General features: G+C 70.5%; 19 protein-coding genes. 12 read left to right on the plus strand and 7 right to left on the minus strand.

Going from position 1 to position 24,116, the window contains the following annotated elements; translation table 11 throughout:
* The first annotated feature begins 1 nt into the window (after window position 1).
* The 4 genes from ACZ4V1_RS13030 (at window position 2) to divIVA (ending at window position 3,107) form a co-directional block, all read left to right on the plus strand.
* Window positions 2–721: a YggS family pyridoxal phosphate-dependent enzyme gene (locus ACZ4V1_RS13030; RefSeq protein WP_468333771.1), complete on the plus strand. Its 720-nt coding sequence runs from the start codon at window positions 2–4 to the stop codon at window positions 719–721.
* Between the two features lie 129 nt (window positions 722–850).
* A complete protein-coding gene (locus tag ACZ4V1_RS13035) occupies window positions 851–1,492 on the plus strand; it encodes a cell division protein SepF (protein WP_468333774.1) in 642 nt (213 codons plus the stop codon).
* 81 nt (window positions 1,493–1,573) lie between these two features.
* A complete protein-coding gene (locus ACZ4V1_RS13040) occupies window positions 1,574–1,858 on the plus strand; it encodes a YggT family protein (RefSeq protein ID WP_007448661.1) in 285 nt (94 codons plus the stop codon).
* 55 nt (window positions 1,859–1,913) lie between these two features.
* Complete coding sequence (gene divIVA / locus ACZ4V1_RS13045; RefSeq protein WP_468333778.1) at window positions 1,914–3,107, plus strand: apical growth/hyphal branching protein DivIVA; 1,194 nt, start codon at window positions 1,914–1,916, stop codon at window positions 3,105–3,107.
* A gap of 294 nt (window positions 3,108–3,401) precedes the next feature.
* On the opposite strand, the gene ileS is transcribed toward divIVA, so the two are convergent.
* Window positions 3,402–6,548, minus strand: coding sequence for an isoleucine--tRNA ligase (gene ileS, locus ACZ4V1_RS13050; protein ID WP_468333781.1), 3,147 nt, complete (start codon window positions 6,546–6,548; stop codon window positions 3,402–3,404).
* A gap of 595 nt (window positions 6,549–7,143) precedes the next feature.
* Here ileS and ACZ4V1_RS13055 point away from each other — a divergent pair.
* From ACZ4V1_RS13055 to ACZ4V1_RS13075, 5 genes are all read left to right on the plus strand, one after another.
* Window positions 7,144–7,935: a TraR/DksA family transcriptional regulator gene (locus tag ACZ4V1_RS13055; protein WP_468333784.1), complete on the plus strand. Its 792-nt coding sequence runs from the start codon at window positions 7,144–7,146 to the stop codon at window positions 7,933–7,935.
* A 90-nt stretch (window positions 7,936–8,025) separates the two neighbouring features.
* Window positions 8,026–8,625, plus strand: a complete 600-nt coding sequence (gene lspA, locus ACZ4V1_RS13060) for a signal peptidase II (protein WP_468333787.1) — start codon at window positions 8,026–8,028, stop codon at window positions 8,623–8,625.
* A gap of 94 nt (window positions 8,626–8,719) precedes the next feature.
* On the plus strand, window positions 8,720–9,664 hold the full coding sequence (locus ACZ4V1_RS13065) for an RluA family pseudouridine synthase (RefSeq protein WP_468333790.1): 945 nt from the start codon (window positions 8,720–8,722) through the stop codon (window positions 9,662–9,664).
* Complete coding sequence (locus ACZ4V1_RS13070; RefSeq protein ID WP_468333793.1) at window positions 9,661–10,149, plus strand: GNAT family N-acetyltransferase; 489 nt, start codon at window positions 9,661–9,663, stop codon at window positions 10,147–10,149. The genes ACZ4V1_RS13065 and ACZ4V1_RS13070 overlap by 4 nt, the downstream gene beginning before the upstream one ends.
* 96 nt (window positions 10,150–10,245) lie before the next feature.
* The gene (locus ACZ4V1_RS13075) at window positions 10,246–11,832 is read left to right on the plus strand and encodes a Na+/H+ antiporter (RefSeq protein WP_468333796.1); all 1,587 of its coding nucleotides are present in this window, start codon (window positions 10,246–10,248) and stop codon (window positions 11,830–11,832) included.
* Window positions 11,833–11,853: 21 nt separating this feature from the next.
* Here ACZ4V1_RS13075 and ACZ4V1_RS13080 read toward each other — a convergent pair whose 3' ends face one another.
* Window positions 11,854–12,978 (minus strand): mechanosensitive ion channel family protein, encoded by a 1,125-nt coding sequence (locus tag ACZ4V1_RS13080; protein WP_468333799.1) that lies wholly within the window; start codon window positions 12,976–12,978, stop codon window positions 11,854–11,856.
* Window positions 12,979–13,084: 106 nt separating this feature from the next.
* On the opposite strand from ACZ4V1_RS13080, the gene ACZ4V1_RS13085 reads away from it, so the two are divergent.
* Window positions 13,085–13,696, plus strand: coding sequence for a dienelactone hydrolase family protein (locus ACZ4V1_RS13085; RefSeq protein ID WP_468333803.1), 612 nt, complete (start codon window positions 13,085–13,087; stop codon window positions 13,694–13,696).
* Here the strand turns inward: ACZ4V1_RS13085 and ACZ4V1_RS13090 are convergent.
* From ACZ4V1_RS13090 to ACZ4V1_RS13105, 4 genes are all read right to left on the minus strand, one after another.
* On the minus strand, window positions 13,681–15,366 hold the full coding sequence (locus tag ACZ4V1_RS13090) for an alkaline phosphatase D family protein (protein ID WP_468333806.1): 1,686 nt from the start codon (window positions 15,364–15,366) through the stop codon (window positions 13,681–13,683). The two genes, ACZ4V1_RS13085 and ACZ4V1_RS13090, sit on opposite strands and share 16 nt — an antisense overlap.
* A 78-nt stretch (window positions 15,367–15,444) precedes the next feature.
* Window positions 15,445–16,245, minus strand: a complete 801-nt coding sequence (locus ACZ4V1_RS13095; protein WP_468333809.1) for a DsbA family protein — start codon at window positions 16,243–16,245, stop codon at window positions 15,445–15,447.
* A gap of 95 nt (window positions 16,246–16,340) precedes the next feature.
* Window positions 16,341–17,048, minus strand: coding sequence for a hypothetical protein (locus ACZ4V1_RS13100; protein ID WP_468333812.1), 708 nt, complete (start codon window positions 17,046–17,048; stop codon window positions 16,341–16,343).
* A gap of 69 nt (window positions 17,049–17,117) precedes the next feature.
* Entirely contained in the window at window positions 17,118–18,455 is a 1,338-nt protein-coding gene (locus ACZ4V1_RS13105; RefSeq protein WP_468333815.1) for a DUF2252 domain-containing protein, read from the minus strand.
* 245 nt (window positions 18,456–18,700) lie between these two features.
* Here ACZ4V1_RS13105 and dnaE point away from each other — a divergent pair, with 245 nt between their 5' ends.
* Entirely contained in the window at window positions 18,701–22,240 is a 3,540-nt protein-coding gene (dnaE, locus tag ACZ4V1_RS13110; RefSeq protein WP_468333818.1) for a DNA polymerase III subunit alpha, read from the plus strand.
* A 126-nt stretch (window positions 22,241–22,366) separates the two neighbouring features.
* On the opposite strand, the gene ACZ4V1_RS13115 is transcribed toward dnaE, so the two are convergent.
* Window positions 22,367–22,531, minus strand: coding sequence for a hypothetical protein (locus tag ACZ4V1_RS13115; RefSeq protein WP_468333821.1), 165 nt, complete (start codon window positions 22,529–22,531; stop codon window positions 22,367–22,369).
* A gap of 237 nt (window positions 22,532–22,768) precedes the next feature.
* Between ACZ4V1_RS13115 and ACZ4V1_RS13120 the strand changes: the two genes are divergently transcribed.
* Window positions 22,769–23,983, plus strand: coding sequence for an NYN domain-containing protein (locus ACZ4V1_RS13120; RefSeq protein ID WP_468333824.1), 1,215 nt, complete (start codon window positions 22,769–22,771; stop codon window positions 23,981–23,983).
* The last annotated feature ends 133 nt before the right edge of the window (window positions 23,984–24,116 follow it).

Raw genomic sequence — 24,116 nt, forward strand, 5'->3', positions numbered from 1 at the left:
CATGACGGACCGTAAGCAAGAACTCGCCGAGAACCTGGCGAAAGTGGAAGAGCGCATCGCCGCGGCGTGCGAGGCCGCCGGTCGCCGCCGCGACGAGGTGACCCTGATCGTGGTCACCAAGACCTACCCGGCGGACGATGTGCGAATTCTCTCCGAACTCGGTGTGCGCCATGTCGCCGAGAACCGCGACCAGGACGCGGCACCGAAGGCCGCCGCATGCTCGGAGCTGCCGCTTTCCTGGCATTTCGTCGGTCAGTTGCAGACCAACAAGGTGCGGTCCGTCGTCGGTTACGCGGACGTCGTGCAGTCGGTCGACCGGGCCAGGCTCGTCACGGCCCTGTCGAAGGAGGCCGTGCGGGCCGGACGCGAGGTGGGCTGCCTCCTCCAGGTCGCGCTCGACGCGGGGGAGAACGCGCGCGGTGACCGCGGTGGCGTCTCGCCCGCGGGAATCGAAGAGTTGGCCGACCTGGTCGCCCGGTCCGAGGGGCTGCGGCTCGACGGACTGATGACCGTGGCCCCGCTCACCGGCGAGTACGCCGGACGCCGACAGGCGGCTTTCGAGCACCTCATGGATTTGTCGACCTGCGTGCGCCGAGCCCATCCGGCTGCGAACATGGTCTCCGCAGGGATGAGTGCGGACCTCGAACAGGCCGTGGCCGCCGGAGCGACACATGTGCGCGTCGGTACTGCGGTACTCGGAGTCCGCCCCAGGCTCGGGTAACGTCGCCAAGAAGTCGGACCACAGCAGAAAATATGGTCATTACCGCCGAAAGGCGGACGCAACGACCTCGTGGATCGCAGGCACTTGGCAGTCGTCAGCCGATCCACCACAGAGCGGAGGACTCAGAGCATGGCCGGCGCGATGCGCAAGATGGCGGTCTACCTCGGCCTCGTGGAGGACGATGGGTACGACGGCCGGGGGTTCGACCCCGATGACGACTTCGAACCGGAACTGGACCCGGAGCCCGAGCGGGACCACCGGCGGCACGAACCGGCACACCAGTCGCACGGTTCTCATCAGTCCCTGAGGGACGAAGAGGCGCGAGTCGTACAACCGCCCGCGCAGCGCGAGCCGGTGCCCCGTTCCGCTTCGCTCGCGGCGGAATCGGGTCGTCCCGCGCGTATCGCGCCCGTGGCATCCATCACACAAGAACGCGCAAGCCTGGAAAAGAGCGCACCGGTCATCATGCCCAAGGTCGTGTCCGAACGAGAGCCCTACCGGATCACCACGCTTCACCCCCGGACCTACAACGAGGCCCGTACCATCGGGGAACACTTCCGTGAGAGCACGCCGGTGATCATGAATCTCACTGAGATGGATGACACAGATGCGAAGCGACTTGTCGACTTTGCGGCCGGTTTGGTGTTTGGTCTTCACGGCAGTATCGAGCGGGTGACGCAGAAGGTGTTCCTGCTGTCTCCTGCTAACGTCGATGTCACGGCGGAGGACAAGGCCCGCATCGCAGAGGGCGGGTTCTTCAACCAGAGCTGAGACGCACCACCGGTACAGAGCAAGAACACGGATCCGAAACCGGGTCCGAGAGATGGTTCAGGGGAGAGGGAAGCACAGGTCATGAGCGTGGTCCTGGATGTCGTCTACATCGCGCTGATGTGCTTCCTCATCGTGCTCATCTTCCGGTTGGTCATGGACTACGTCTTCCAGTTCGCCCGCTCGTGGCAACCCGGCAAGGCGATGGTGGTCGTTCTGGAGGCCACCTACACTGTCACCGATCCACCGTTGAAGCTTCTGCGGCGGTTCATTCCGCCGCTGCGTCTCGGGGGCGTGGCGCTCGACCTGTCCTTCTTCGTACTGATGATCATCGTCTACATCCTGATCTCGATCGTGAGCCGGCTGTGATCGATGAGAGAGATACGGGCTTGCCGAATGCCGACGACAACGTTGAGGTGAAGAGATGCCGTTGACCCCCGAGGACGTGCGGAACAAGCAGTTCACGACCGTCCGCCTCCGAGAAGGCTATGACGAGGACGAGGTCGATGCCTTCCTCGACGAGGTCGAAGCCGAACTGACCCGGCTGCTCCGCGAGAACGAGGACCTGCGCGCCAAACTGGCCGCGGCGACGCGCGCGGCTGCGCAGAACCAACAGAACATGCGCAAGCCTCCGGAACCGCCGCAGGATCAGCAGCAGCAACATCAGCAGCAGCAGGGTCCGCCGCAGCAGGGTGGTATGCCCCAGCAGGGCATGCGAGGTCCCGGCGCTCCGGTGCCCGCCGGTATATCGGGCCCGCCGCAGCAGCAGATGGGTGGCCCCATGGGTGGCCCGCCCCAGCTGCCGAGCGGTGCCCCGCAGCTGCCCGCCGGCCCCGGCGGACAGGGCGGCCCGCAGGGTCCCGGCCAGATGGGCCAGGGTCCGGGGCCGATGGGCCAGGGCGGTCCGGGTCCGATGCAGGGCCAGATGGGCCCCGGTCCGATGGGCGGCCCCATGGGCGGCCCGCAGGGTCACGGCGGTCCGGGTGGCCCCGGCGGCATGCCCGGTCAGGGCGGCCCCGGTGGCGACAGTGCCGCCCGTGTCCTCTCGCTGGCCCAGCAGACCGCCGACCAGGCGATCGCCGAGGCCCGTTCCGAGGCCAACAAGATCGTCGGCGAGGCGCGTTCGCGTGCCGAGGGTCTGGAGCGGGACGCCCGTGCCAAGGCCGACGCCCTGGAGCGGGACGCGCAGGAGAAGCACCGCGTCGCGATGGGCTCCCTGGAGTCCGCCCGCGCCACGCTGGAGCGCAAGGTCGAGGACCTGCGCGGCTTCGAGCGCGAGTACCGGACGCGGCTGAAGTCGTACCTGGAGTCGCAGCTGCGTCAGCTGGAGACCCAGGCGGACGACTCGCTCGCCCCGCCGCGTACGCCCGCCACGGCCTCGCTTCCGCCGTCCCCGGCGCCCTCGATGGCACCGGCCGGCGCGAGCGCCCCGTCCTACGGCGGCAACCAGTCGATGGGCAGCGGGCCGAGCCAGAACGGTCCGTCCTACGGCGGTCAGCAGCAGATGTCGCCGGCGATGACCCAGCCGATGGCGCCGGTGCGTCCGCAGGGGCCGTCGCCGATGGGGCAGGCGCCCTCGCCGATGCGCGGCTTCCTGATCGACGAGGATGACAACTGACGAACGGTAGTACGGCGTAGCCGTCGGCAGCGTTCAGGGCGGGCCCCGGGTTTCTGACCCGGGGCCCGCCCTTTCGTCGTGTCGTCGTGCGCCCGCAGCCGCGGGCAGTCGTTGCCTCCCCAGCGCCTGAACGGCGTGGGAGGCACCCTCCGGAGGCGGCACGGGCGGGCGCGGCGGTATCCGGCCGGCTCCGGTGAGCGACACCCACCCCTGACAGCACCGGGCCCGGCGCCCCTCGCGAGAGGGAGGCCGGGCCCCAGGCGCGTCTACGCGGTTACTGCTTCCGCTACGCGGTTACTGCTTTCGCAGCCGGAACGTCAGGGACAGTCCCTCGTCCGTGAACGGCTCCCCGTACGTGTCGTCCGCCTCGCCCTGCGCGAAGTCCGCGGCGAGGACCTCGTCGGCGATCAGGTCCGAGTGGCCGGTCAGGGCGGCGATGGTCGCCGGGTCCGTGGCCGTCCACCGCAGCGCGATCCGGTCGGCGACGTCGAGCCCGCTGTTCTTGCGGGCCTCCTGGATCAGGCGGATCGCGTCCCGGGCGAGGCCCGCGCGGCGCAGTTCCTCCGTGATCTCGAGGTCCAGCGCCACCGTCGCACCCGAGTCGGAGGCGACCGACCAGCCCTCGCGCGGCGTCTCCGTGATGATCACTTCGTCGGGGGCGAGGGCGATCGTCTCGCCGTCGACCTCCACCGACGCCGTGCCCTCGCGCAGGGCGAGGGAGAGCGCCGCGGCGTCCGTGTCCGCGACGGCCTTCGCCACGTCCTGGACGCGCTTGCCGAACCGCTTGCCGAGAGCACGGAAGTTGGCCTTCGCGGTCGTGTCGACCAGGCTGCCGCCGACCTCGCTCAGCGAGGCGAGGGACTCGACGTTCAGCTCCTCCGTGATCTGCGTGTGCAGTTCGGGGGAGAGCGCGTCGAAGCCCGACACGGCGATCAGCGCGCGGCTGAGCGGCTGGCGGGTCTTGACGCCCGACTCCGCGCGGGTGGCACGGCCCAGCTCGACCAGGCGGCGGACCAGCACCATCTGCTGGGACAGCTCGGGGTCGATCGCCGACAGGTCGGCCTCCGGCCACGACGACAGGTGCACCGACTCCGGCGCGCCCGGGGTGACCGGCACGACCAGGTCCTGCCAGACCCGCTCGGTGATGAACGGGGTCAGCGGCGCCATCAGCTTGGTGACCGTCTCGACGACCTCGTGCAGGGTGCGCAGCGCCGCCTTGTCGCCCTGCCAGAAGCGGCGGCGGGAGCGGCGTACGTACCAGTTGGACAGGTCGTCGACGAAGGCGGACAGCAGCTTGCCCGCGCGCTGGGTGTCGTACGCGTCCAGCGCCTGGGTGACCTGGTCGGTGAGCGCGTGCAGCTCGGAGAGCAGCCAGCGGTCCAGGACCGGGCGGTCGGCGGGGGCCGGGTCGGCCTCGCTCGGGGACCAGCCGGTGGTGCGGGCGTACAGGGCCTGGAAGGCGACCGTGTTCCAGTAGGTGAGGAGCGTCTTGCGGACGACCTCCTGGATGGTGCCGTGGCCGACGCGGCGGGCCGCCCACGGGGAGCCGCCGGCCGCCATGAACCAGCGGACCGCGTCCGCGCCGTGCCGGTCCATCAGCGGGACCGGGTCCAGGGTGTTGCCCAGGTGCTTGGACATCTTGCGGCCGTCCTCGGCGAGGATGTGGCCGAGGCAGACGACGTTCTCGTACGACGACCGGTCGAAGACCAGGGTGCCGACCGCCATCAGCGTGTAGAACCAGCCGCGGGTCTGGTCGATGGCCTCGGAGATGAACTGCGCCGGGTACCGGCTTTCGAACAGTTCCTTGTTCTTGTGCGGGTAGCCCCACTGCGCGAACGGCATCGAGCCCGAGTCGTACCAGGCGTCGATGACCTCCGGAACGCGGGTGGCCGTCCTGCCGCACCCGTCCTGCGGGCACGCGAAGGTGACCTCGTCGATGTACGGGCGGTGCGGGTCCAGGGCGGACTGGTCGGTGCCGGTCAGTTCGGTCAGTTCGGCGCGGGAGCCGGCGACCGTGAGGTGGTCGTCCTCGCAGCGCCAGACGGGCAGCGGGGTGCCCCAGTAGCGGTTGCGGGAGAGCGCCCAGTCGATGTTGTTGTTCAGCCAGTCGCCGTACCGGCCGTGCTTGACCGAGTCCGGGAACCAGTTCGTCTTCTCGTTCTCCTGGAGGAGACGGTCCTTGACGGCCGTGGTGCGGATGTACCAGGACGGCTGCGCGTAGTACAGCAGCGCGGTGTGGCAGCGCCAGCAGTGCGGGTAGCTGTGCTCGTAGGGGATGTGCTTGAACAGCAGGCCCCGGGCGCCCAGGTCCTCCGTCAGCTGCTCGTCGGCCTTCTTGAAGAAGACGCCGCCGACCAGCGGGACGTCCTCCTCGAAGGTGCCGTCCGGGCGGACCGGGTTGACCACGGGCAGGCCGTAGGCGCGGCAGACCTTGAGGTCGTCCTCACCGAAGGCGGGGGACTGGTGGACCAGACCGGTGCCGTCCTCGGTGGTGACGTAGTCGGCGTTCACCACGAAGTGCGCCGGCTCGGGGAACTCGACGAGCTCGAAGGGCCGCCGGTACGTCCAGCGCTCCATCTCGGCGCCGGTGAAGGTCTGGCCGGTGGGCTCCCAGCCCTCGCCGAGAGCCTTGGCGACCAGCGGCTCGGCGACGACGAGCTTCTCCTCGCCGTCGGTGGCGACGACGTAGGTGACCTCGGGGTGCGCGGCGACCGCGGTGTTGGAGACCAGGGTCCAGGGCGTGGTCGTCCAGATCAGGAGCGCGGCCTCGCCGGCGAGCGGGCCGGAGGTCAGGGGGAAGCGCACGAAGACGGACGGGTCGACGACCGTCTCGTAGCCCTGCGCCAGCTCGTGGTCGGACAGGCCGGTGCCGCAACGGGGGCACCAGGGGGCGACGCGGTGGTCCTGGACCAGCAGGCCCTTGCCGAAGATCTCCTTCAGCGACCACCAGACGGACTCGATGTACTCGGGGTCCATCGTGCGGTACGGGTCCTGGAGGTCGGCCCAGTAGCCCATGCGCGTGGTGAGCTCTGCGAAGGCGTCGGTGTGGCGGGTCACCGACTCGCGGCACTTGGCGTTGAACTCGGCGATGCCGTACGCCTCGATGTCCTGCTTGCCGGAGAAGCCGAGTTCCTTCTCCACCGCCAGCTCGACCGGCAGGCCGTGGCAGTCCCAGCCGGCCTTGCGGCCCACGTGGTATCCGCGCATGGTGCGGAAGCGGGGGAAGACGTCCTTGAAGACGCGCGCTTCGATGTGGTGGGCGCCCGGCATGCCGTTGGCGGTGGGCGGGCCCTCGTAGAACACCCACTCGGGGCGTCCCTCGGACTGCTCCAGGCTCTTGGCGAAGATCTTCTGCTCGCGCCAGAAGTCGAGCACCGCGTGTTCGAGCGCGGGCAGGTCGACCTGGGCGGGCACCTGGCGGTACTGCGGCTGCGTATTCAACGAGCTTCCTCCGGCGGACGTGCTGCCTTCCGTCGGAGGGACGAGAGCTGCGCTCCCGCGGTACCACCCTCCTTGGCTCCCCGGTGCGTCGTGTGCGCCGGTGAGCCCCCTCATTGGGGCCGCGAGCCGGTTCTACTCGCCGTGACCGTCCCGTCACGGCTTTCTTCCGGCGGCTCCGGGGTGATCTTCACGTCGCGCTCGCCCCCGGGCTCACACCGTCCCCGGGTCGCTCTGGGCTGCGTACGTCGCTACTCGTCCCCATCCACGCTTTTCGCTGCGCCCAGTGTACGGCGCCACGCGGACAGCGGCCGACCGGTTTATCGGGCCGGGCGGAAGGGCGGTGCGGCGCGACGTCCCCACGGCCCGGCATGACCCGAATGCCGCGGCCCGGTATCCGGCCGCGGGCAGGCCCGGCGGGGCACCGGCCCGGCGGATTACCCGGCGGGGAGTTGGGCACAACGCATGCATGCTCACCGCGTGGAGCGCGGTGGGCGGGCGAATCGGGCGGCGTGCCCCGTTGCCGCGGGGCTCAAGTCGATTTATCGTCCCAGCACGATTCGCGCGCAAGATCACAATATGTGAAGGGGCCGCGGCCATGGTGGCGAAGAAGACCGCCGTACAGCAGTCGGAGGCGGCTGCGAAGAAGACCGCTGCCAAGAAGACGACGGCCGCGAAGAAGCCGACCGCGGCGAAGAAGACCACCGCGAGGAAGACGTCCACCGCGAAGAAGACCACCGCGGTGAAGGAGGCCGCTGCGGAGAAGAGCACCGCGGCGGAGGCGAGCGCGGCGGAGAAGGGCCCGGCGAAGAAGACCGCGGCGGAGAAGGGCCCGGCCAAGAAGACCGCGGCCAAGAAGAGCACGGCCAAGAAAGTGGGCGCGGCCGAGGCCGCGGAGCAGACGGGAGCCACGACGGTGGTTGCGAAGAAGACTCCTGGCACGGCCACGGCGGCCAAGACCGCCGTTCCCAAGGCCCGCGGCGCCGCCGACCCCGGCGACCTCGCGGTACGCCCCGGCGAGGAACCCTGGACTCCGCAAGAGGCCGAGGAGGCGCGCGGGGAACTGCAGTCCGAGGCCGACCGGCTGCGTACGGAGATCGACTCCTCCGAGCGGTCGCTGCAGGGCATGATGCGGGACTCCGGGGACGGCGCCGGCGACGACGAGGCGGACACCGGCAGCAAGAACATCACACGCGAGCACGAACTGGCGCTGGCCGCCAACGCGCGCGAGATGCTCACCCAGACCGAGCGCGCCCTGGAACGCCTGGACGCGGGCACCTACGGCCTGTGCGAGAACTGCGGGAACCCCATCGGCAAGGCGCGCATGCAGGCCTTCCCGAGGGCCACCCTGTGCGTCGAGTGCAAGCAGAAGCAGGAGCGACGGTACTGATCGGTACCCGATCAGGTACTGATCAGCAGCCGGGGTGGAAGGCGTGCCGTACCCTCGTCCTCAGTCAGGTACCTAGGTCGAGGGACTCACGTGGCAGAGGCGGAGCGCATCATCGGTACGCCGGACACCCCGGACGCGGCGGGGGACGGGCAGGAGCGGGAGCAGCCCGGTGCCGAGCAGGAGCAGCCCCCGGAGCGTCCCCGGGGCAAGCGGCGTATCGCCGTGCTGTTCGCGGTCGCCGCGTTCGCTTACCTCCTCGACCTGGTCAGCAAGATGATCGTGGTCGCCAAGCTGGAGCACCAGGAACCCATCGAGATCGTCGGGGACTGGCTGCGGTTCGTGGCGATCCGCAACGCGGGCGCGGCCTTCGGCTTCGGCGAGGCCTTCACCGTGATCTTCACGGTGATCGCGGCGGCCGTGATCGTCGTGATCGCCCGCCTCGCGCGCAAGCTCTACAGCCTGCCGTGGGCGATCGCGCTCGGCATGCTGCTCGGCGGTGCCCTCGGCAACCTCACCGACCGGATCTTCCGCTCGCCCGGCGTCTTCGAGGGCGCGGTCGTGGACTTCATCGCGCCCAAGCACTTCGCCGTCTTCAACCTCGCCGACTCGGCGATCGTCTGCGGCGGCATCCTGATCGTGATCCTCTCCTTCCGGGGCCTGGACCCGGACGGGACCGTCCACAAGGACTGACCGTCCACAAGGACTGACCGTCCACAAGGGCTGACCGTCCACAAGGATCGAGCGCGCGGTCGGGAGTGTCCGGCCCGTCCGGCATACTCGACGGGTGAGCACGATTCCCGAGATCCGTACCCTGCCCGTACCCGACGGCCTGGAGGGCGAGCGCGTCGACGCCGCCATCTCCCGCATGTTCGGCTTCTCCCGTACCAAGGCCGCGGAGCTCGCCGCGGCGGGCAAGGTGCAGGTCGACGGATCGGTGGTCGGCAAGTCCGAGCGCGTCCACGGCGGCGCCTGGCTCGAGGTCGAGATGCCGCAGGCGCCGGCGCCCGTGCAGGTGGTCGCCGAGCCCGTCGAGGGCATGGAGATCGTGCACGACGACGACGACGTGGTCGTCGTCGTCAAGCCGGTCGGCGTCGCCGCGCACCCGTCCCCGGGCTGGAGCGGCCCGACCGTCATCGGCGGACTGGCCGCCGCCGGGTACCGCGTCTCCACCTCCGGTGCCGCCGAGCGGCAGGGCATCGTGCACCGCCTCGACGTGGGCACCTCCGGTCTGATGGCGGTGGCCAAGTCGGAGCGGGCGTACACCTCGCTCAAGCGCCAGTTCAAGGAGCGCACGGTCGACAAGCGCTACCACACGCTCGTGCAGGGCCACCCCGACCCGACCAGCGGCACCATCGACGCCCCCATCGGCCGCCACCCCCAGCACGACTACAAGTGGGCCGTCACCGCCGAGGGCAAGCCCTCCGTCACGCACTACGACCTCATCGAGGCCTTCCGCGCCGCCTCCCTGCTCGACGTGAAGCTGGAGACCGGCCGCACCCACCAGATCCGCGTCCACATGGCCGCCCACCGCCACCCCTGCGTCGGCGACCTGACGTACGGCGCCGACCCCACGCTCGCCAAGCGGCTGCGCCTCACCCGCCAGTGGCTGCACGCCGTGCGGCTCGGCTTCGAGCACCCCGGCGACGGCCAGTGGGTCGAGTACGCCAGCGACTACCCGGAGGACCTCCAGCAGGCCCTGGACCTGGTCCGCGAGGAGACCTACGGATGAGTGCCGCGCCGTCGCGGGTGCCGTCGTACGAGGTGCGCGTCGCCGAGGGCCCCGGCGACCGGGAGATGTGCTTCGCGGTGCGCAAGGACGTCTTCGTCGTCGAGCAGAAGGTCCCCGAGGACATCGAGTACGACGCCCACGACGCCGACGCCGTGCACGTCCTGGCGGTCCGGGCGGACGGTGTCCCGCTCGGCACCGGACGCCTGCTGCACGGCGAGGCCGCCGCGGCGAGGAACGGCGACGGCGGCCCGGCCGTCGGCTCCCTGGGCCGGCTCGCAGTGACCGCGTCGGCCCGCGGACTGGGCGTCGGGGCCGCCTTGGTGCGGGCCGTCGAGGAGGCGGCACGCGCGCGTGGACTCACCGCGGTGGACCTGCACGCGCAGACCCACGCCCTGGGTTTCTACGAGCGACTGGGGTACGAGGCGTACGGGCCCGAGTTCCCCGACGCCGGGATCCCCCACCGCGCGATGCGGCGCGCCCTGTAGGCGAAAGTGCCGAAGGGGCTGGTGGGGCCGGTGACGTGGCAGGCTTGAGGCCCGCCGTGTGATCGACAGCCCCTAGACCCCGCCGGAGCGCTGACCGTGGATCAGTTGGCCCTGCTGTTCATGCTGCTGCTCGGGGCCCTGCTGAGCGTCCCCCTCGGTGCCCGGCTCGGGCTGCCGGCGCCGGTGCTGATGACGGTCCTCGGGATCGTCCTGGCGCTGCTCGAGTTCGTGCCCAACGTCGACATCCCGCCCGAGATCATCCTGCCCGCGCTGCTGCCGCCGCTGCTGTACGCGGCCGTGCGGCGCACGTCCTGGCGGCAGTTCGCGGCCAACAAGCGCCCGATCTTCCTGCTGGCGGTCGCGCTGGTCTTCGTCACCATGACCTGCGTGGCCGCCGTGGCCCACGCGATCGTGCCGGGACTGCCGATCGCCGCCGCCTTCGCGCTGGGCGCGCTGGTGGCTCCGCCCGACCCGGTCGCGGCGACCGCCGTCGCCGGGCAACTGGGGCTGCCGCGCCGCCTGGTCTCCATCCTGGAGGGCGAGGGGCTGTTCAACGACGTCACGGCCATCGTGCTGTACCACGTGGCCATCGCAGCGGCGGTCAGCGGCACGTTCTCGCCCTGGGAGGCAGGGCTCGACCTGGTGCTGTCCGCGGTCGTCGCGGTGGCCGTGGGGCTCGCGCTGGGCTGGGGCTCCAACAAGCTCCTGGGGGTGCTGGGGGACCCGACGCTGCAGATCGGGCTGACCCTGCTGGTGCCGTTCGTGAGCTACGTCCTGGCCGACGAACTGCACGGCTCCGGGGTGCTCGCCGTGCTCACCACCGCGATGTTCCTCGCGGAGTACGCCTCCGACGCCGACGACGTGATGAGCCGGCTCGCCGGGCACACCGTCTGGGACGTCGTCGACACGCTCGTCACCGGGGTCGCCTTCGGGCTGATCGGACTGGAGCTGCACAACGCGATCCGCACGGCCTCCGGCCGGTGGACGGAGCTGCTCGGCTGGGCGGCGGCGATCAGCGCCGTGGTCATTCTGGTGCGCCTGCTGTGGCTGCTGCCGGCCACCTGGCTGACCCAACGGCTGCACGCCAGGCGGGACCACGACGAGGACATCCCGACGAGCTGGCGGGAGACCGTCATCATGTGGTGGGCGGGGATGCGGGGCGTCGCCTCCGTGGCGCTGGCCCTGGCGATTCCGCTGGAGACGGACGACGGGGCGGCCTTCCCCAACCGGGAGGAGATCGTCTTCGTCGCCTTCGGGGTGATCCTGGTCACGCTGCTCCTGCAGGGGCTGACGCTGCCCTGGCTGGTGGGCCGGCTCGGCGTGCGGGCGGACACCGAACGGGAGAAGGCCTACGAGAAGGAGCTGGCGGTACGGGCGGCCAAGGCGGCCAAGCAGCGGCTGAAGGAGATCGAGTCGGTCGAGGAACTGCCGGACGAGCTGTCCGAGCAGATGCTGCGGCGGGCCTACGACATCGGCGTACGCATCAGCCCGGACCTCGGGGACGAGGAGCGACGGGAGGCCCAGGAGCAGCGGGCGCGACGGGTCAAGCGTGTCCGCCGGATCCAGGCCGACATGCTGAGTGCCGCCCGCCACGAGGTGCTGGCGGCGCGCAGCGAACCCGGCGCCGACCCGGAGATCGTCGACCGGGTCCTGCGCCACCTGGACGTGCGCAGCCTGCGCTGAGGCGACCCGCCGGCCTCGCGGTCACAAGCTCTTCGACGGATGTTCCGGGAAGCGGCGGGGGGATCCGTCGGGGGCGCGGCGGGGGCGGTGCACGCCGTCGCGGGACGGGCGCAGGACCGCGTCCGCGGTGTTGACCCGGGGCAGGGCGTGCGGGTGCTCGTCGGCGAGCCAGCGGATCATCCCCTCGCGGACGGTGACCCGCACCGTCCAGACGTCGTCCGCGTCCTTGGCCGTCGCCAGGGCCCGCACCTGCATGGTGTTCGGGGTGGTGTCCGTGACGGTCAGGTTGTAGTCGCGGCCGTCCCAGGCCGGGCACTCGCGCAGGATGTCGCGCAGCCGCTCCCGCATCGCATCCAGCGGTGCCGAGTGGTCGAGGTGCCAGAAGACGGTCCCGGTCATCTGCGGGCTGCCGCGCGACCAGTTCTCGAACGGCTTGGACGTGAAGTACGACACCGGCATGGTGATCCGGCGTTCGTCCCAGGTGCGCACGGTCAGGAACGTGAGCGTGATCTCCTCGACGGTGCCCCACTCCCCGTCCACCACGACCGTGTCGCCCATCCGCACCATGTCGCCGAAGGCGATCTGGAATCCGGCGAACATGTTGCTGAGCGTGGACTGCGCGGCCACACCGGCGACGATGCCGAGGATGCCGGCCGAGGCCAGCAGCGATGCGCCCGCCGCGCGCATCGCCGGGAACGTCAGCAGCATCGCCGACACGGCGACCACCCCGACGATCGCCGAGAGCACCCGCATGATCAGCGACACCTGGGTACGCACCCGCCGCACCCGGGCCGGGTCCCGCTGCGCGTGCGCGTGCGCGTAGCGGGAGTACGACGTCTCGACGACGGCCGCGGCGATCCGGATCACCATCCAGGCCGCCGAGCCGATCAGCACCAGCGTCAGCGTCCGGCCGACCCCCTCCTGGTGGTCGGGGAAGACGCGGGCCTCGACGTACGACCCTCTCAGCAGGGCCGCGCACAGGAGGAGCTGGTACGGGATGCGGGCGCGGCGCAAGAGCCCCCACAGCGGTGTCTCGGGGTGCCGTCCGTCGGCCTTGCGCAGCAGCAGGTCGGTGGCCCATCCGATGACCAGGGTCAGCAGGACGGAGCCGCCGACCACGATCATCGGGCGGAGTATGGTCTCCATGCCCTCGAACGTAACCGCCCGCGCCACGCTGTGAACCTGTGACTTCCGTCCCGTCCCGGGAATCGCCGCGCACCGCGTTGTCGTACCCGGCTGGCACCATGGCCTCATGAACATCGTGCTCTTTCACTCGACCCTCGGTCCGAGGCCCGCGGTGCGGCAGGCGGCCGACCGGCTGCGCGACGCCGGGCACCAGGTCTGGACACCCGATCTCTTCGAGGGCCGGACGTTCGACACGGTCGAGGAGGGCATGGCCCACCAGGAGGAGATCGGCAAGGAGGAGCTGCTGAAGCGGGCCGTGCTGGCCGCCGCCCCCTATTCGGAGCGGGGGCTGGTGTACGCGGGGTTCTCGCTCGGCGCCTCCATCGCGCAGACCCTCGCCCTCGGCGACCACCGGTCGCGTGGGCTGCTGCTCCTGCACGGCACCTCGGACATCGCGGCCAACGCCTCGGTCGACGACCTGCCGGTCCAGCTGCACGTCGCCGAGCCGGACGCCTTCGAGACGGACGACTGGCTCAGCGCCTGGTATCTCCAGATGGGCCGGGTCGGCGCCGACGTCGAGGTCTACAGATACGCCGGGGCCGGTCACCTCTACACCGACCCCGGCCTGCCGGACTACGACGAGGAGGCGGCCGAGGCCACCTGGCGGGTGGCGCTCGGCTTCCTCGACACGCTTCGGGCGCAGGACGCTCCCGGCGACGGGGGTCAGACCGGGGCGTAGACGCGCTCGACCCGCTGGGTACCGCTGCGGGTGCGGTACGAACGGGCCCACTTGGACGTGGCGTCCGGGTCGGTGCGGTCGGAGACGACGTAGTAGTCCATCTGCGTCCGGTCCGCGGTGATGTCCAGCACGCCGTAGCCGTGCCGGTCGGTGTCGACCCAGCGGACGTGCCGGTTCGCGGCCCGGATGACCGGCGCCGCGATCGCCGAGACGGTGCCCTCGGGGACCTTCACGATGTCGTCGAGGTTGTCGGAGGTCACCGAGGTGACGACGAACTCCGTGGCGGCCGAGGCCGACAGGGGGTACGTGGCGGCGTTGTACGGCACGTCGTTGGCCCACGCCATGTGGATGTCACCGGTCAGGAACACCGTGTTGCGGATGGCACCCGCGCGCAGGTGTGCCAGCAGTTCGCGGCGGTCGTCCGTGTACCCGTCCCACTGGTCGGTGTTGAGGGCGAGGCCCTCCTTGGGCAGGCCGAGCAGCTCGGCGAGCGGCTTCAGCAGCTCGGCGGGGATCGAGCCGACGGCGAACGGCGAGATCATCACCGAGTTGCCGACCAGCCGCCAGGTGGTGTCGGAGGAGGTGAGCCCGGCCTTCAGCCAGTCGAGTTGGGCGCGGCCGGTGAGGGTGCGCTCCGGGTCGTCGACGTCGCCGTTGCCGAGCGCCACCTGCTGCGAGCGGAAGGAGCGCAGGTCCAGCAGCGACAGGTCGGCCAACTTGCCGAAGCGCAGCCTGCGGTAGGTGGTGCCGGCGATCGCGGGACGGACCGGCATCCACTCGAAGTAGGCCTGCTTGGCCGCGGCCTGACGTGCCGCCCAGGTGCCCTCGGCGCCCTCGGTGTGGTTCTCGGCGCCGCCCGACCAGGCGTCGTTGGCGATCTCGTGATCGTCCCAGATCGCCACGACCGGCGCCGCGGCGTGCAGCGCCCGGAGGTCGGGGTCGGTCTTGTACCGGGCGTGCCGGGCGCGGTAGTCGGCGAGCGTGATGATCTCGTGGGCGGGCGCGTGCGGCCGTACGACGGTGTCGCGGGTGCCGTACTCGCCGGTGCCGTACTCGTAGATGTAGTCGCCCAGATGCAGCCAGGCGTCCAGGTCGCCCCGGGCCGCGAGATGCCGGTACGACGAGAAGTGGCCGGCCTCCCAGTTGGCGCAGGAGACCACGCCGAAGCGCAGGCCCGGGACGGCGGCGTCGGCCGCGGGGGCGGTGCGGGTGCGGGCGGCGGGGGAGTCGGTGGGACCGGCGGAGAAGCGGAACCAGTAGTCCGTGGCGGGCGCGAGGCCCCGGATGTCCGCCTTGACGGTGTGGTCCGAGGCGGCCGTCGCCGTGGTGGACCCCTTGGCGACGACGTTCGTGAACGCCTTGTCCGTGGCGACGACCCAGCTCACGTGGGTGTCCGGGCCGATGCCCGAGCCCGGTATCGCCTCGGGCGTCGGGGTCACCCGGGTCCACAGCAGGACGCCGTCGGGCAGCGGATCGCCGGACGCGACGCCGTGCAGGAAGGCGGGGGCGGCGCCGGCGGCACCGGCGGGCAGCGCCGCGGCGAGCGGGGCGGCCAGGACGGCGCCGGCGGCCGCGGCCCTGACGACCGTCCGGCGGCTCGGGGTGCGGGTGTTCGCGCCGTCGGCGGACGACGGGGAGGTGCTCTCGGATGATCTGTGTCGACTGGTCACGGACGATCAGATTACTGATCGGTAAGCGTGCGGGCGGGTGAACTCGCCAAAGTTCGCCCGCCCGTTCGCCGTTCTTCGTTACTTGGTGACGCCCGCGTCCTTGAGCGCCTTCTGCCACTCGGCGTCGCTGCCCGGGGTCTCGATCACCTTGTCGTTGATCTTGACGGTCGGCGTCGACTCGACGCCCTCGGCCTTCTGGAAGGCGTCGCTCATCTTCATCGCCCAGGCGTCGTAGGTGCCCTTCTCCACGGCGTCCTGGAACTTCTTGTTGTTCTTCAGGGCGTCGACCGAGTTCGCCACCTTGATCAGGTAGTCGTCCTTGGCGAACTTGTCGGTCGACTCCTCCGGGTGGAACTCGGAGGAGTACAGCGCGGTCTTGTAGTCGATGAACGCGTCGGGGCTGACGTTCAGCGCGGCGCCGAGCGCGCTCAGCGCGTTCTTCGAGCCCTCGCCGCCGAGGTTCCCGTCGAGGAAGGTGCCGATCGTGAAGGAGAGCTTGTAGGTGCCGTCCTCCATGCCCTTGTTGACGGCCTCGCCGATGGTCTGCTCGAAGTTGGCGCAGCCCGGGCAGCGCGGGTCCTCGTAGAGGTGGACGACGTTGTCGCTCTTGGAGTCGCCGAGGGTGACCGTGGTGCCGTTCTTGCCGGAGGTGTTGGCCGGGGCCACCACCTTGGCGTCGGCGGCCTTGTCCCACCCCGAGGGCTGGTTGCTCTGCACGACGGCGTAACTGATGCCGCCGGCTATCGCCAGCACGCCGACGATGGAGGCGGCCACGATGCTCTGCCGCTTGACCTTGTCGCGCTTGGCCTGGCGCTCGCGCTCCTGGCGCAGGCGCTCACGGGCCGCCGACTTCGCCGCCTGGCTGTTCCGCTTGCTCATGGTGATGATCTCTCCGGGGACGCGCACACCGGGGTGTGCGGATACGTATGGGGGACTGCCGGTGCTCGGTGGTGTGGCACACGCTCGGCGGTGTGTCACACGCAGGCGACCGGGCACGGCGGCCCGCGCCGCCCCAGGGAGTGCGTGAGGATCCGCTCGCGGGCGCCGGTGGTGCGGCGGGCCGGGGCGGCCGGGCGGTGCACGGCCGGTGCCCGGCGCACGCTCACGGCCGAGACGGCGAGCAGCAGCGGCCGGAAAGTGGTCGCGGCCACCGCGCTCAGCAACTGGGCCAGCGCCCGCTCGCCGCGCCGCAGCCAGGCGGCCGCCAGCAGACCGACGCCGACGTGCGCGCCGAGCAGCAGCCAGGCGGTCGCGGGGTCGGCGTCGGCCAGCACGGTCGCCAGCCGGTCGGTCTCGGCGCCGGTCACCCGGGTCAGCGGGGCGGCGACACCGGCGTGGACGCCGGTCCCGTCGCCGCACAGCACGTCGAAGCCGACGGAGCGCAGCGGGCCCGCGACCGGGCCGCCCGCCCTGCCGTAGCAGACGTGCTGGCCGGTGGTGAAGACGGTGTCGGCGGCCAGCTCCAGCGGGATCAGCAGGGCGGCGATCCGCCCGAAGCCGCGCTCGCGCCGCCCGGCCAGGGCGTACGCGATCAGGAACACGGCGGCGGCGACCGCGGCCACCGTGGGCAGCGGCAGCGGAACCCCGGACAGCAGCACGTGCGACGCGGTGCTGAGCGTCACGACGAGTGCCGTGAACAGCGCCGCGCGTACGGCTCTGAGCGGGGTTCCGGATATGTCCATAGCGATTGAAGAGTGTGTCATGGGGTCCGGTAAGGGACCCCTAAAGGATTCCTGTGAGAGAGCCGACGGTTACAGACCCGGAATGCGTCCGTTGCGGAACAGGTCGACGAAGGTCTGGTGGTCGCCGCGCGCGCGTGCGCCGTACCGGTGCGCGAAGTCGACCAGCAGGGGTGCGAAACCCTCCTCGTCGGCGGCGATCGCCGCGTCGATGGCCCGCTCGGTGGAGAAGGGCACCAGGGACTCCCCGGACTGGTCGTCCGCCGCCGCGTGCATGGCGGCCGTGGCCCGGCCCAGGTCGGCGACGACCTCGGCGATCTCCTCCGGGTCGTCGATGTCGCCCCAGTCCAGGTCGACGGCGTACGGCGAGACCTCGGCGACCAGCTGGCCCGATCCGTCCAGCTCGGTCCAGCCCAGCCACGGGTCGGCGTGCGCCTGGAGGGCGCGCTGGGAGATCACCGTGCGGTGGCCCTCGTGCTGGAAGTAGTCCCGGATGCCCTGGTCGGTGATGTGCCGGGAGACCGCCGGGGTCTGGGCCTGCTTGATGTAGATCACGACGTCGTTCTCCAGGGCGTCGCTGTTGCCCTCGAGGAGGATGTTGTACGAGGGCAGGCCGGCCGACCCGATGCCGATGCCGCGGCGGCCGACGACGTCCTTCACGCGGTAGGAGTCGGGGCGGGCCAGGGACGACTCCGGGAGTGTCTCCAGGTAGCCGTCGAAGGCCGCGAGCACCTTGTAGCGCGTGGCCGCGTCCAGCTCGATGGCGCCGCCGCCCGGGGCGAAGCGGCGCTCGAAGTCGCGGATCTCGGTCATCGACTCCAGCAGCCCGAAGCGGGTCAGGGAGCGGGCCACGCGCAGCGCGCCCAGCAGCGGTCCGTCCGCGGTGTCCAGCGTGAACGGCGGCACCTCGTCGCTCTTGGCGCCGGTGGCCAGGGCGTGGATCCGCTCGCGGTAGGCGTCCGCGTACACCCGTACCAGCTCGGTGATCTGCTCGTCGCCGAGCGCCTTCGCGTACCCGATCAGCGCGACGGAGGCGGCGAAGCGCTTGAGGTCCCAGGTGAAGGGGCCGACGTAGGCCTCGTCGAAGTCGTTGACGTTGAAGATCAGCCGGCCGGTGGAGTCCATGTACGTGCCGAAGTTCTCGGCGTGCAGGTCGCCGTGGATCCACACCCGGGAGGTCCGCTCGTCCAGGTACGGGCCGCCGCTCGGCGAACCGAACTCCTGGTCCACGGTCAAATCGTGGTAAAAGAGGCAGGCGGTGCCGCGGTAGAACGCGAAGGCCGAGGCAGCCATCTTCCGGAACTTCACGCGGAACGCCGCCGGGTCCGCGGCCAGCAGCTGGCCGAAGGCGGTGTCGAAGACGGCGAGGATCTCCTCGCCGCGCTCCTCGTTGAGCTGCGGGACCGACATGCCTGGTGCCTCCTGGTGCGGGTGGTGCGTGACGAGTGGAGCGGATCTCCACTCGGACCAACGTTCGAAGGGGGACGGGAGTGCCCGCGCCCGGGGCCCGCCCCGGCACGCGGACCCGCTCTCCGAAGGTACGCGGGGAAGCCCTCGGAGTGTCAGTGGCGGGGCATAGACTTCGACGCTGACCCCCCGGACCGACCGCAGCCCGCCGCCGGCCCGTCGCCCACAGTTCTCCCAGGAGGCCGAACGTGTCCAAGCCGCCGTTCACGCACCTGCACGTCCACACCCAGTACTCGCTGCTGGACGGTGCCGCGCGGCTGAAGGACATGTTCGACGCCTGCAATGAGATGGGCATGTCGCACATCGCCATGTCCGACCACGGCAACCTGCACGGGGCGTACGACTTCTTCCACTCCGCGAAGAAGGCCGGGGTCACTCCGATCATCGGCATCGAGGCGTACGTCGCGCCCGAGTCGCGCCGCAACAAGCGCAAGATCCAGTGGGGCCAGCCGCACCAGAAGCGGGACGACGTCTCCGGTTCGGGCGGTTACACCCACAAGACGATGTGGGCGACCAACAAGACGGGCCTGCACAACCTCTTCCGGCTCTCCTCCGACGCGTACGCCGAGGGCTGGCTGCAGAAGTGGCCCCGGATGGACAAGGAGACGATCTCCCAGTGGTCCGAGGGGATCGTCGCCTCCACCGGCTGCCCCTCCGGCGAGGTGCAGACCCGGCTGCGCCTCGGCCACTTCGACGAGGCCCTCCAGGCGGCCGCCGACTACCAGGACATCTTCGGCAAGGACCGCTACTTCCTGGAGCTGATGGACCACGGCATCGAGATCGAGCGCCGGGTCCGTGACGGCCTGCTGGAGATCGGCAAGAAGCTCGGCATCCCGCCGCTGGTGACGAACGACTCGCACTACACCTACGCCCACGAGGCGACCGCCCACGACGCCCTGCTGTGCATCCAGACCGGCAAGAACCTCTCCGACCCCGACCGCTTCCGGTTCGACGGCACCGGCTACTACCTGAAGTCGACGGACGAGATGTACGCCATCGACTCCTCCGACGCCTGGCAGGAGGGCTGCGCCAACACGCGCCTGATCGCCGAGATGGTCGACGTCGACGGCATGTTCGAGAAGCGCGACCTCATGCCGAAGTTCGACATCCCGGAGGGCTTCACCGAGGTCACCTGGTTCCAGGAGGAGGTCCGCCGCGGCATGGCGCGCCGCTTCCCCGGCGGCGTCCCGGAGGACCGCCAGAAGCAGGCCGAGTACGAGATGGACGTCATCATCCAGATGGGGTTCCCGGGCTACTTCCTCGTGGTGGCCGACTTCATCATGTGGGCCAAGAACCAGGGCATCGCGGTCGGCCCCGGCCGAGGCTCGGCGGCCGGTTCGATCGTGGCGTACGCCATGGGCATCACCGACCTCGACCCGATCCCGCACGGCCTGATCTTCGAGCGGTTCCTCAACCCCGAGCGCGTCTCCATGCCCGACGTCGACATCGACTTCGACGAGCGCAGGCGCGTCGAGGTGATCAGGTACGTGACGGAGAAGTACGGCGCCGACAAGGTCGCCATGATCGGCACGTACGGCAAGATCAAGGCGAAGAACGCCATCAAGGACTCCGCGCGCGTGCTGGGCTACCCGTACGCGATGGGCGACCGCCTCACCAAGGCGATGCCCGCCGACGTCCTCGGCAAGGGCATCGACCTCAACGGCATCACGGACCCGACGCATCCCCGCTACGGCGAGGCCGGCGAGATCCGCGCGATGTACGAGAACGAGCCGGACGTGAAGAAGGTCATCGACACCGCCAAGGGCGTCGAGGGCCTGGTGAGGCAGATGGGCGTGCACGCCGCCGGCGTGATCATGTCCAGCGAGCCCATCGTCGACCACGCCCCGATCTGGGTGCGGCACACCGACGGCGTGACCATCACGCAGTGGGACTACCCGCAGTGCGAGTCGCTCGGCCTGCTGAAGATGGACTTCCTCGGCCTGCGCAACCTCACGATCATGGACGACGCCGTCAAGATGGTGAAGTCCAACAAGGGCATCGACCTCGACCTGCTGTCGCTGCCGCTGGACGACCCCACGACCTTCGACCTGCTCCAGCGCGGCGACACGCTCGGCGTCTTCCAGTTCGACGGCGGACCGATGCGCTCGCTGCTGCGGCTGATGAAGCCCGACAACTTCGAGGACATCTCCGCCGTCTCCGCGCTCTACCGTCCCGGCCCCATGGGCATGGACTCGCACACCAACTACGCGCTGCGCAAGAACGGCCTCCAGGAGATCACGCCGATCCACAAGGAGCTGGAGGAACCCCTCCAGGAGGTCCTCGCGGTCACCCACGGCCTGATCGTCTACCAGGAGCAGGTGCAGAAGGCCGCCCAGATCATCGCGGGCTACTCACTCGGCGAGGCCGACATCCTGCGCCGCGTGATGGGCAAGAAGAAGCCCGACGAACTGGCGAAGAACTTCGTCCTCTTCCAGGAGGGCGCCCGCAAGAAGGGCTACAGCGACGAGGCCATCCAGGCGCTGTGGGACGTGCTGGTCCCCTTCGCCGGCTACGCCTTCAACAAGGCGCACTCGGCCGCGTACGGACTGGTCTCGTACTGGACGGCGTACCTCAAGGCGAACCACCCCGCCGAGTACATGGCCGCCCTGCTCACCTCGGTCAAGGACGACAAGGACAAGTCGGCCGTCTACCTGAACGAGTGCCGGCGCATGGGCATCAAGGTCCTCCCGCCCAACGTCAACGAGTCCATGTCGAACTTCGCCGCGCAGGGCGACGACGTGATCCTCTTCGGCCTCTCCGCCGTGCGCAACGTCGGCACCAACGTCGTCGAGTCGATCATCAGGTGCCGCAAGGCCAAGGGGAAGTACGCCTCCTTCCCCGACTACCTGGACAAGGTGGAGGCGGTCGTCTGCAACAAGCGGACGACGGAGTCGCTGATCAAGGCCGGCGCCTTCGACGAGATGGGCCACACCCGCAAGGGCCTCACCGCGCAGTACGAACCGATGATCGACAACGTGGTCGCGGTCAAGCGCAAGGAGGCAGAGGGACAGTTCGACCTCTTCGGCGGCATGGGCGAGGAGGCGACCGACGAACCCGGCTTCGGACTCGACGTCGTCTTCGGCGAGGACGAGTGGGACAAGACCTATCTGCTCGCCCAGGAGCGGGAGATGCTCGGTCTCTACGTCTCCGACCACCCGCTCTTCGGCCTGGAGCACGTGCTGTCCGACAAGGCCGACGCGGGCATCTCCCAGCTCACCGGCGGCGACTTCGGCGACGGCGCGGTCGTCACCATCGGCGGCATCATCTCCGGCCTCCAGCGCAAGATGACCAAGCAGGGCAACGCCTGGGCGATCGCCACCGTGGAGGACCTGGCCGGTTCCATCGAGTGCATGTTCTTCCCGGCGACGTACCAGCTGGTGTCCACCCAACTCGTCGAGGACGCCGTGGTGTTCGTCAAGGGGCGGCTGGACAAGCGGGAGGACGTGCCGCGGCTGGTCGCGATGGAGCTGATGGTCCCCGACCTGTCCAACGCGGGCACCAACGCGCCCGTGGTCCTCACCATCCCGGCGACCAGGGTCACTCCGCCGATGGTCAGCCGGCTCGGCGAGATCCTCACGCACCACCGGGGCGACAGCGAGGTGCGGATCAAGCTCCAGGGGCCGACGAAGACGACCGTGCTGCGCCTGGACCGGCACCGGGTGAAGCCCGACCCGGCCCTGTTCGGCGACCTGAAGGTGCTGCTCGGGCCGTCCTGTCTGGCGGGCTGAGCGCACGAGGCGGCCGAAGGCGCCGAGCCTCCCGAGTGTCCAAGGTGCCCGAAGTGCGCGAGGGGCGTACCCGTTGCCGGGTACGCCCCTCGGGCGTGCGGGCCGCAACGGCCCGCACCGCGGGTGTCAGTTGTGGCCGAAGCGCTTCTGCCGCTTGCGGGAGGTGACGTCGCCCGGCGTCAGCTGCGGGACGTGCTGCTCCTCGCGGTCCATCACGGACGACTCGGCCGTCTGCTGGGCGCGCTCGGCCTGGGGCTGCTTACGATCACGGTTGTTCTTGTTCTTGGCCATGGTGATCTACCTCCTGAGGGGGATCTGGGGACCAGGACCGAAACCAGATTCACACAGGCCAACAAAGAACGCATATCGGGCAATTACCGTCCGTGACGCGGCTCGCGGCAGGCGTGGAGGCGGACGCCCGGTGCGGAAACGCCACGCCGAAGATCGAGTTCGGGCCGTTAACCTCCGCGTGGTCGGGCAGACTCGAAGGAAGCCCGAAGCAAACCTCCCGGAAAGAGGGTGGATCGCGTGGACCGCTGCATCGTCCTGGTGGACGCCGGGTATCTGCTGGGGGCCGCCGCCAGTCTCCTCGCCGGAGAGCCCTCGCGCTCGCGCATCACCGTCGATCACGCCGCCCTCATCCAGGGGCTTCGCGATCGCGCCGAGTCCGACACGCGGCAGCCCCTGCTGCGCATCTACTGGTTCGACGGCGCCCCCGACCGCGTCCCGCAGCCCGAACACCGCCGCCTGCGGGTCATGCCCAGGGTCACGGTCCGGCTCGGCGCCCTCACGCGCAGTGACGGCCGTTGGGCGCAGAAGGGCGTGGACGCCGCCATGCACGCCGAACTGACCGAGCTCGCCCGCAACCGCGCCTGCTCCGACGTCGTCCTGGTGACCGGCGACGGTGACCTGCTGCCGGGCATGATGGCCGCCAAGGAACACGGTGTCGCCGTCCACCTGTGGGCCGTGCAGGCCGCCGACGGCGACTACAACCAGTCCGAGGACCTGGTCGCCGAGGCCGACGAACGACGCGTCCTGGACCGTACGTGGATCACCAAGGCCGTACGCGCCAAGGAACTCGGCGGGATCTGCGCGCCGCCCCCCGTGCCCCGCCCCGAGATCGCCGCGATCCTCTCCGCGCCGCTGCCCGAGTCCGCACTGTCCGCGGCCGCCGAGCGGCGCGCCGAGGAACCGGAGCACCCCACGACGACCAGTGCCGCCCGCAACGGCACGGAGGAACGCGTACCGCCCGCCAAGGGCGTCCCCACCCCCAAGGACCTCGCCGCCCTGCGCGCCCCCGGCGCCCAGCCCGCCCCGCACCCTCCGACCGCCACTCTGCGCTGGTCCTCGGACAAGGGCTGGGTCGACCGGTCCGGCGCCGAGCCGCCCGAGGCCGTCTCGCTGCCGACGCTGGCCCAGCTCACCACGGCGGAGCAGCGCTGGGCCGACCGCGAGGAGGACATCACCACGGTCGGCGGCGACCCGTACGAGGTCGGGCAGGTCTTCGCCCGCCGCTGGCTGGAGCGCCTCGGCGACCACGGCCACCTGCAGAAGCTCTCCGGGATGTACCCCCGCATCCCGCACCGGGTCGACGGGGAGCTGCTGCGCTACGCGGCCCGCTTCGGGCTGCTGGCCCACAAGGACGACCAGATCGACGAGCACGACCGGTACGCGATCCGGGCCGGGTTCTGGCGGGAGATCGACGTCCGGACGGCGACCGAGCGCGCCCCGGCGGCGGAGTGAGGCACTCCGGGGCACCCCCGGCTTTCCCCGGCTGAATCGACACTTATGGGCGGACCCGAGGGCGGGGCGGAGGGACGGACCCCGTACTCTCGTCCCTTGTGAGTACGCGCGCGGCACAGGCACTTCGACCCGG

The sequence above is a fragment of the Streptomyces sp. NPDC028991 genome, from assembly GCF_055564775.1.

Excerpts from the sequence above, each read along its gene's own strand:
- ACZ4V1_RS13055 (WP_468333784.1), top strand. The coding sequence starts at position 7,144 with ATGGTGGCGAAGAAGACCGCCGTACAGCAGTCGGAGGCGGCTGCGAAG.
- ACZ4V1_RS13030 (WP_468333771.1), top strand. The coding sequence starts at position 2 with ATGACGGACCGTAAGCAAGAACTCGCCGAGAACCTGGCGAAAGTGGAA.
- ACZ4V1_RS13100 (WP_468333812.1), bottom strand. The coding sequence starts at position 17,048 with ATGGACATATCCGGAACCCCGCTCAGAGCCGTACGCGCGGCGCTGTTC.
- ACZ4V1_RS13115 (WP_468333821.1), bottom strand. The coding sequence starts at position 22,531 with ATGGCCAAGAACAAGAACAACCGTGATCGTAAGCAGCCCCAGGCCGAG.
- ACZ4V1_RS13040 (WP_007448661.1), top strand. The coding sequence starts at position 1,574 with ATGAGCGTGGTCCTGGATGTCGTCTACATCGCGCTGATGTGCTTCCTC.
- ACZ4V1_RS13070 (WP_468333793.1), top strand. The coding sequence starts at position 9,661 with ATGAGTGCCGCGCCGTCGCGGGTGCCGTCGTACGAGGTGCGCGTCGCC.
- divIVA (WP_468333778.1), top strand. The coding sequence starts at position 1,914 with ATGCCGTTGACCCCCGAGGACGTGCGGAACAAGCAGTTCACGACCGTC.
- ACZ4V1_RS13035 (WP_468333774.1), top strand. The coding sequence starts at position 851 with ATGGCCGGCGCGATGCGCAAGATGGCGGTCTACCTCGGCCTCGTGGAG.
- ACZ4V1_RS13095 (WP_468333809.1), bottom strand. The coding sequence starts at position 16,245 with ATGAGCAAGCGGAACAGCCAGGCGGCGAAGTCGGCGGCCCGTGAGCGC.
- ACZ4V1_RS13085 (WP_468333803.1), top strand. The coding sequence starts at position 13,085 with ATGAACATCGTGCTCTTTCACTCGACCCTCGGTCCGAGGCCCGCGGTG.
- ACZ4V1_RS13105 (WP_468333815.1), bottom strand. The coding sequence starts at position 18,455 with ATGTCGGTCCCGCAGCTCAACGAGGAGCGCGGCGAGGAGATCCTCGCC.
- ACZ4V1_RS13080 (WP_468333799.1), bottom strand. The coding sequence starts at position 12,978 with ATGGAGACCATACTCCGCCCGATGATCGTGGTCGGCGGCTCCGTCCTG.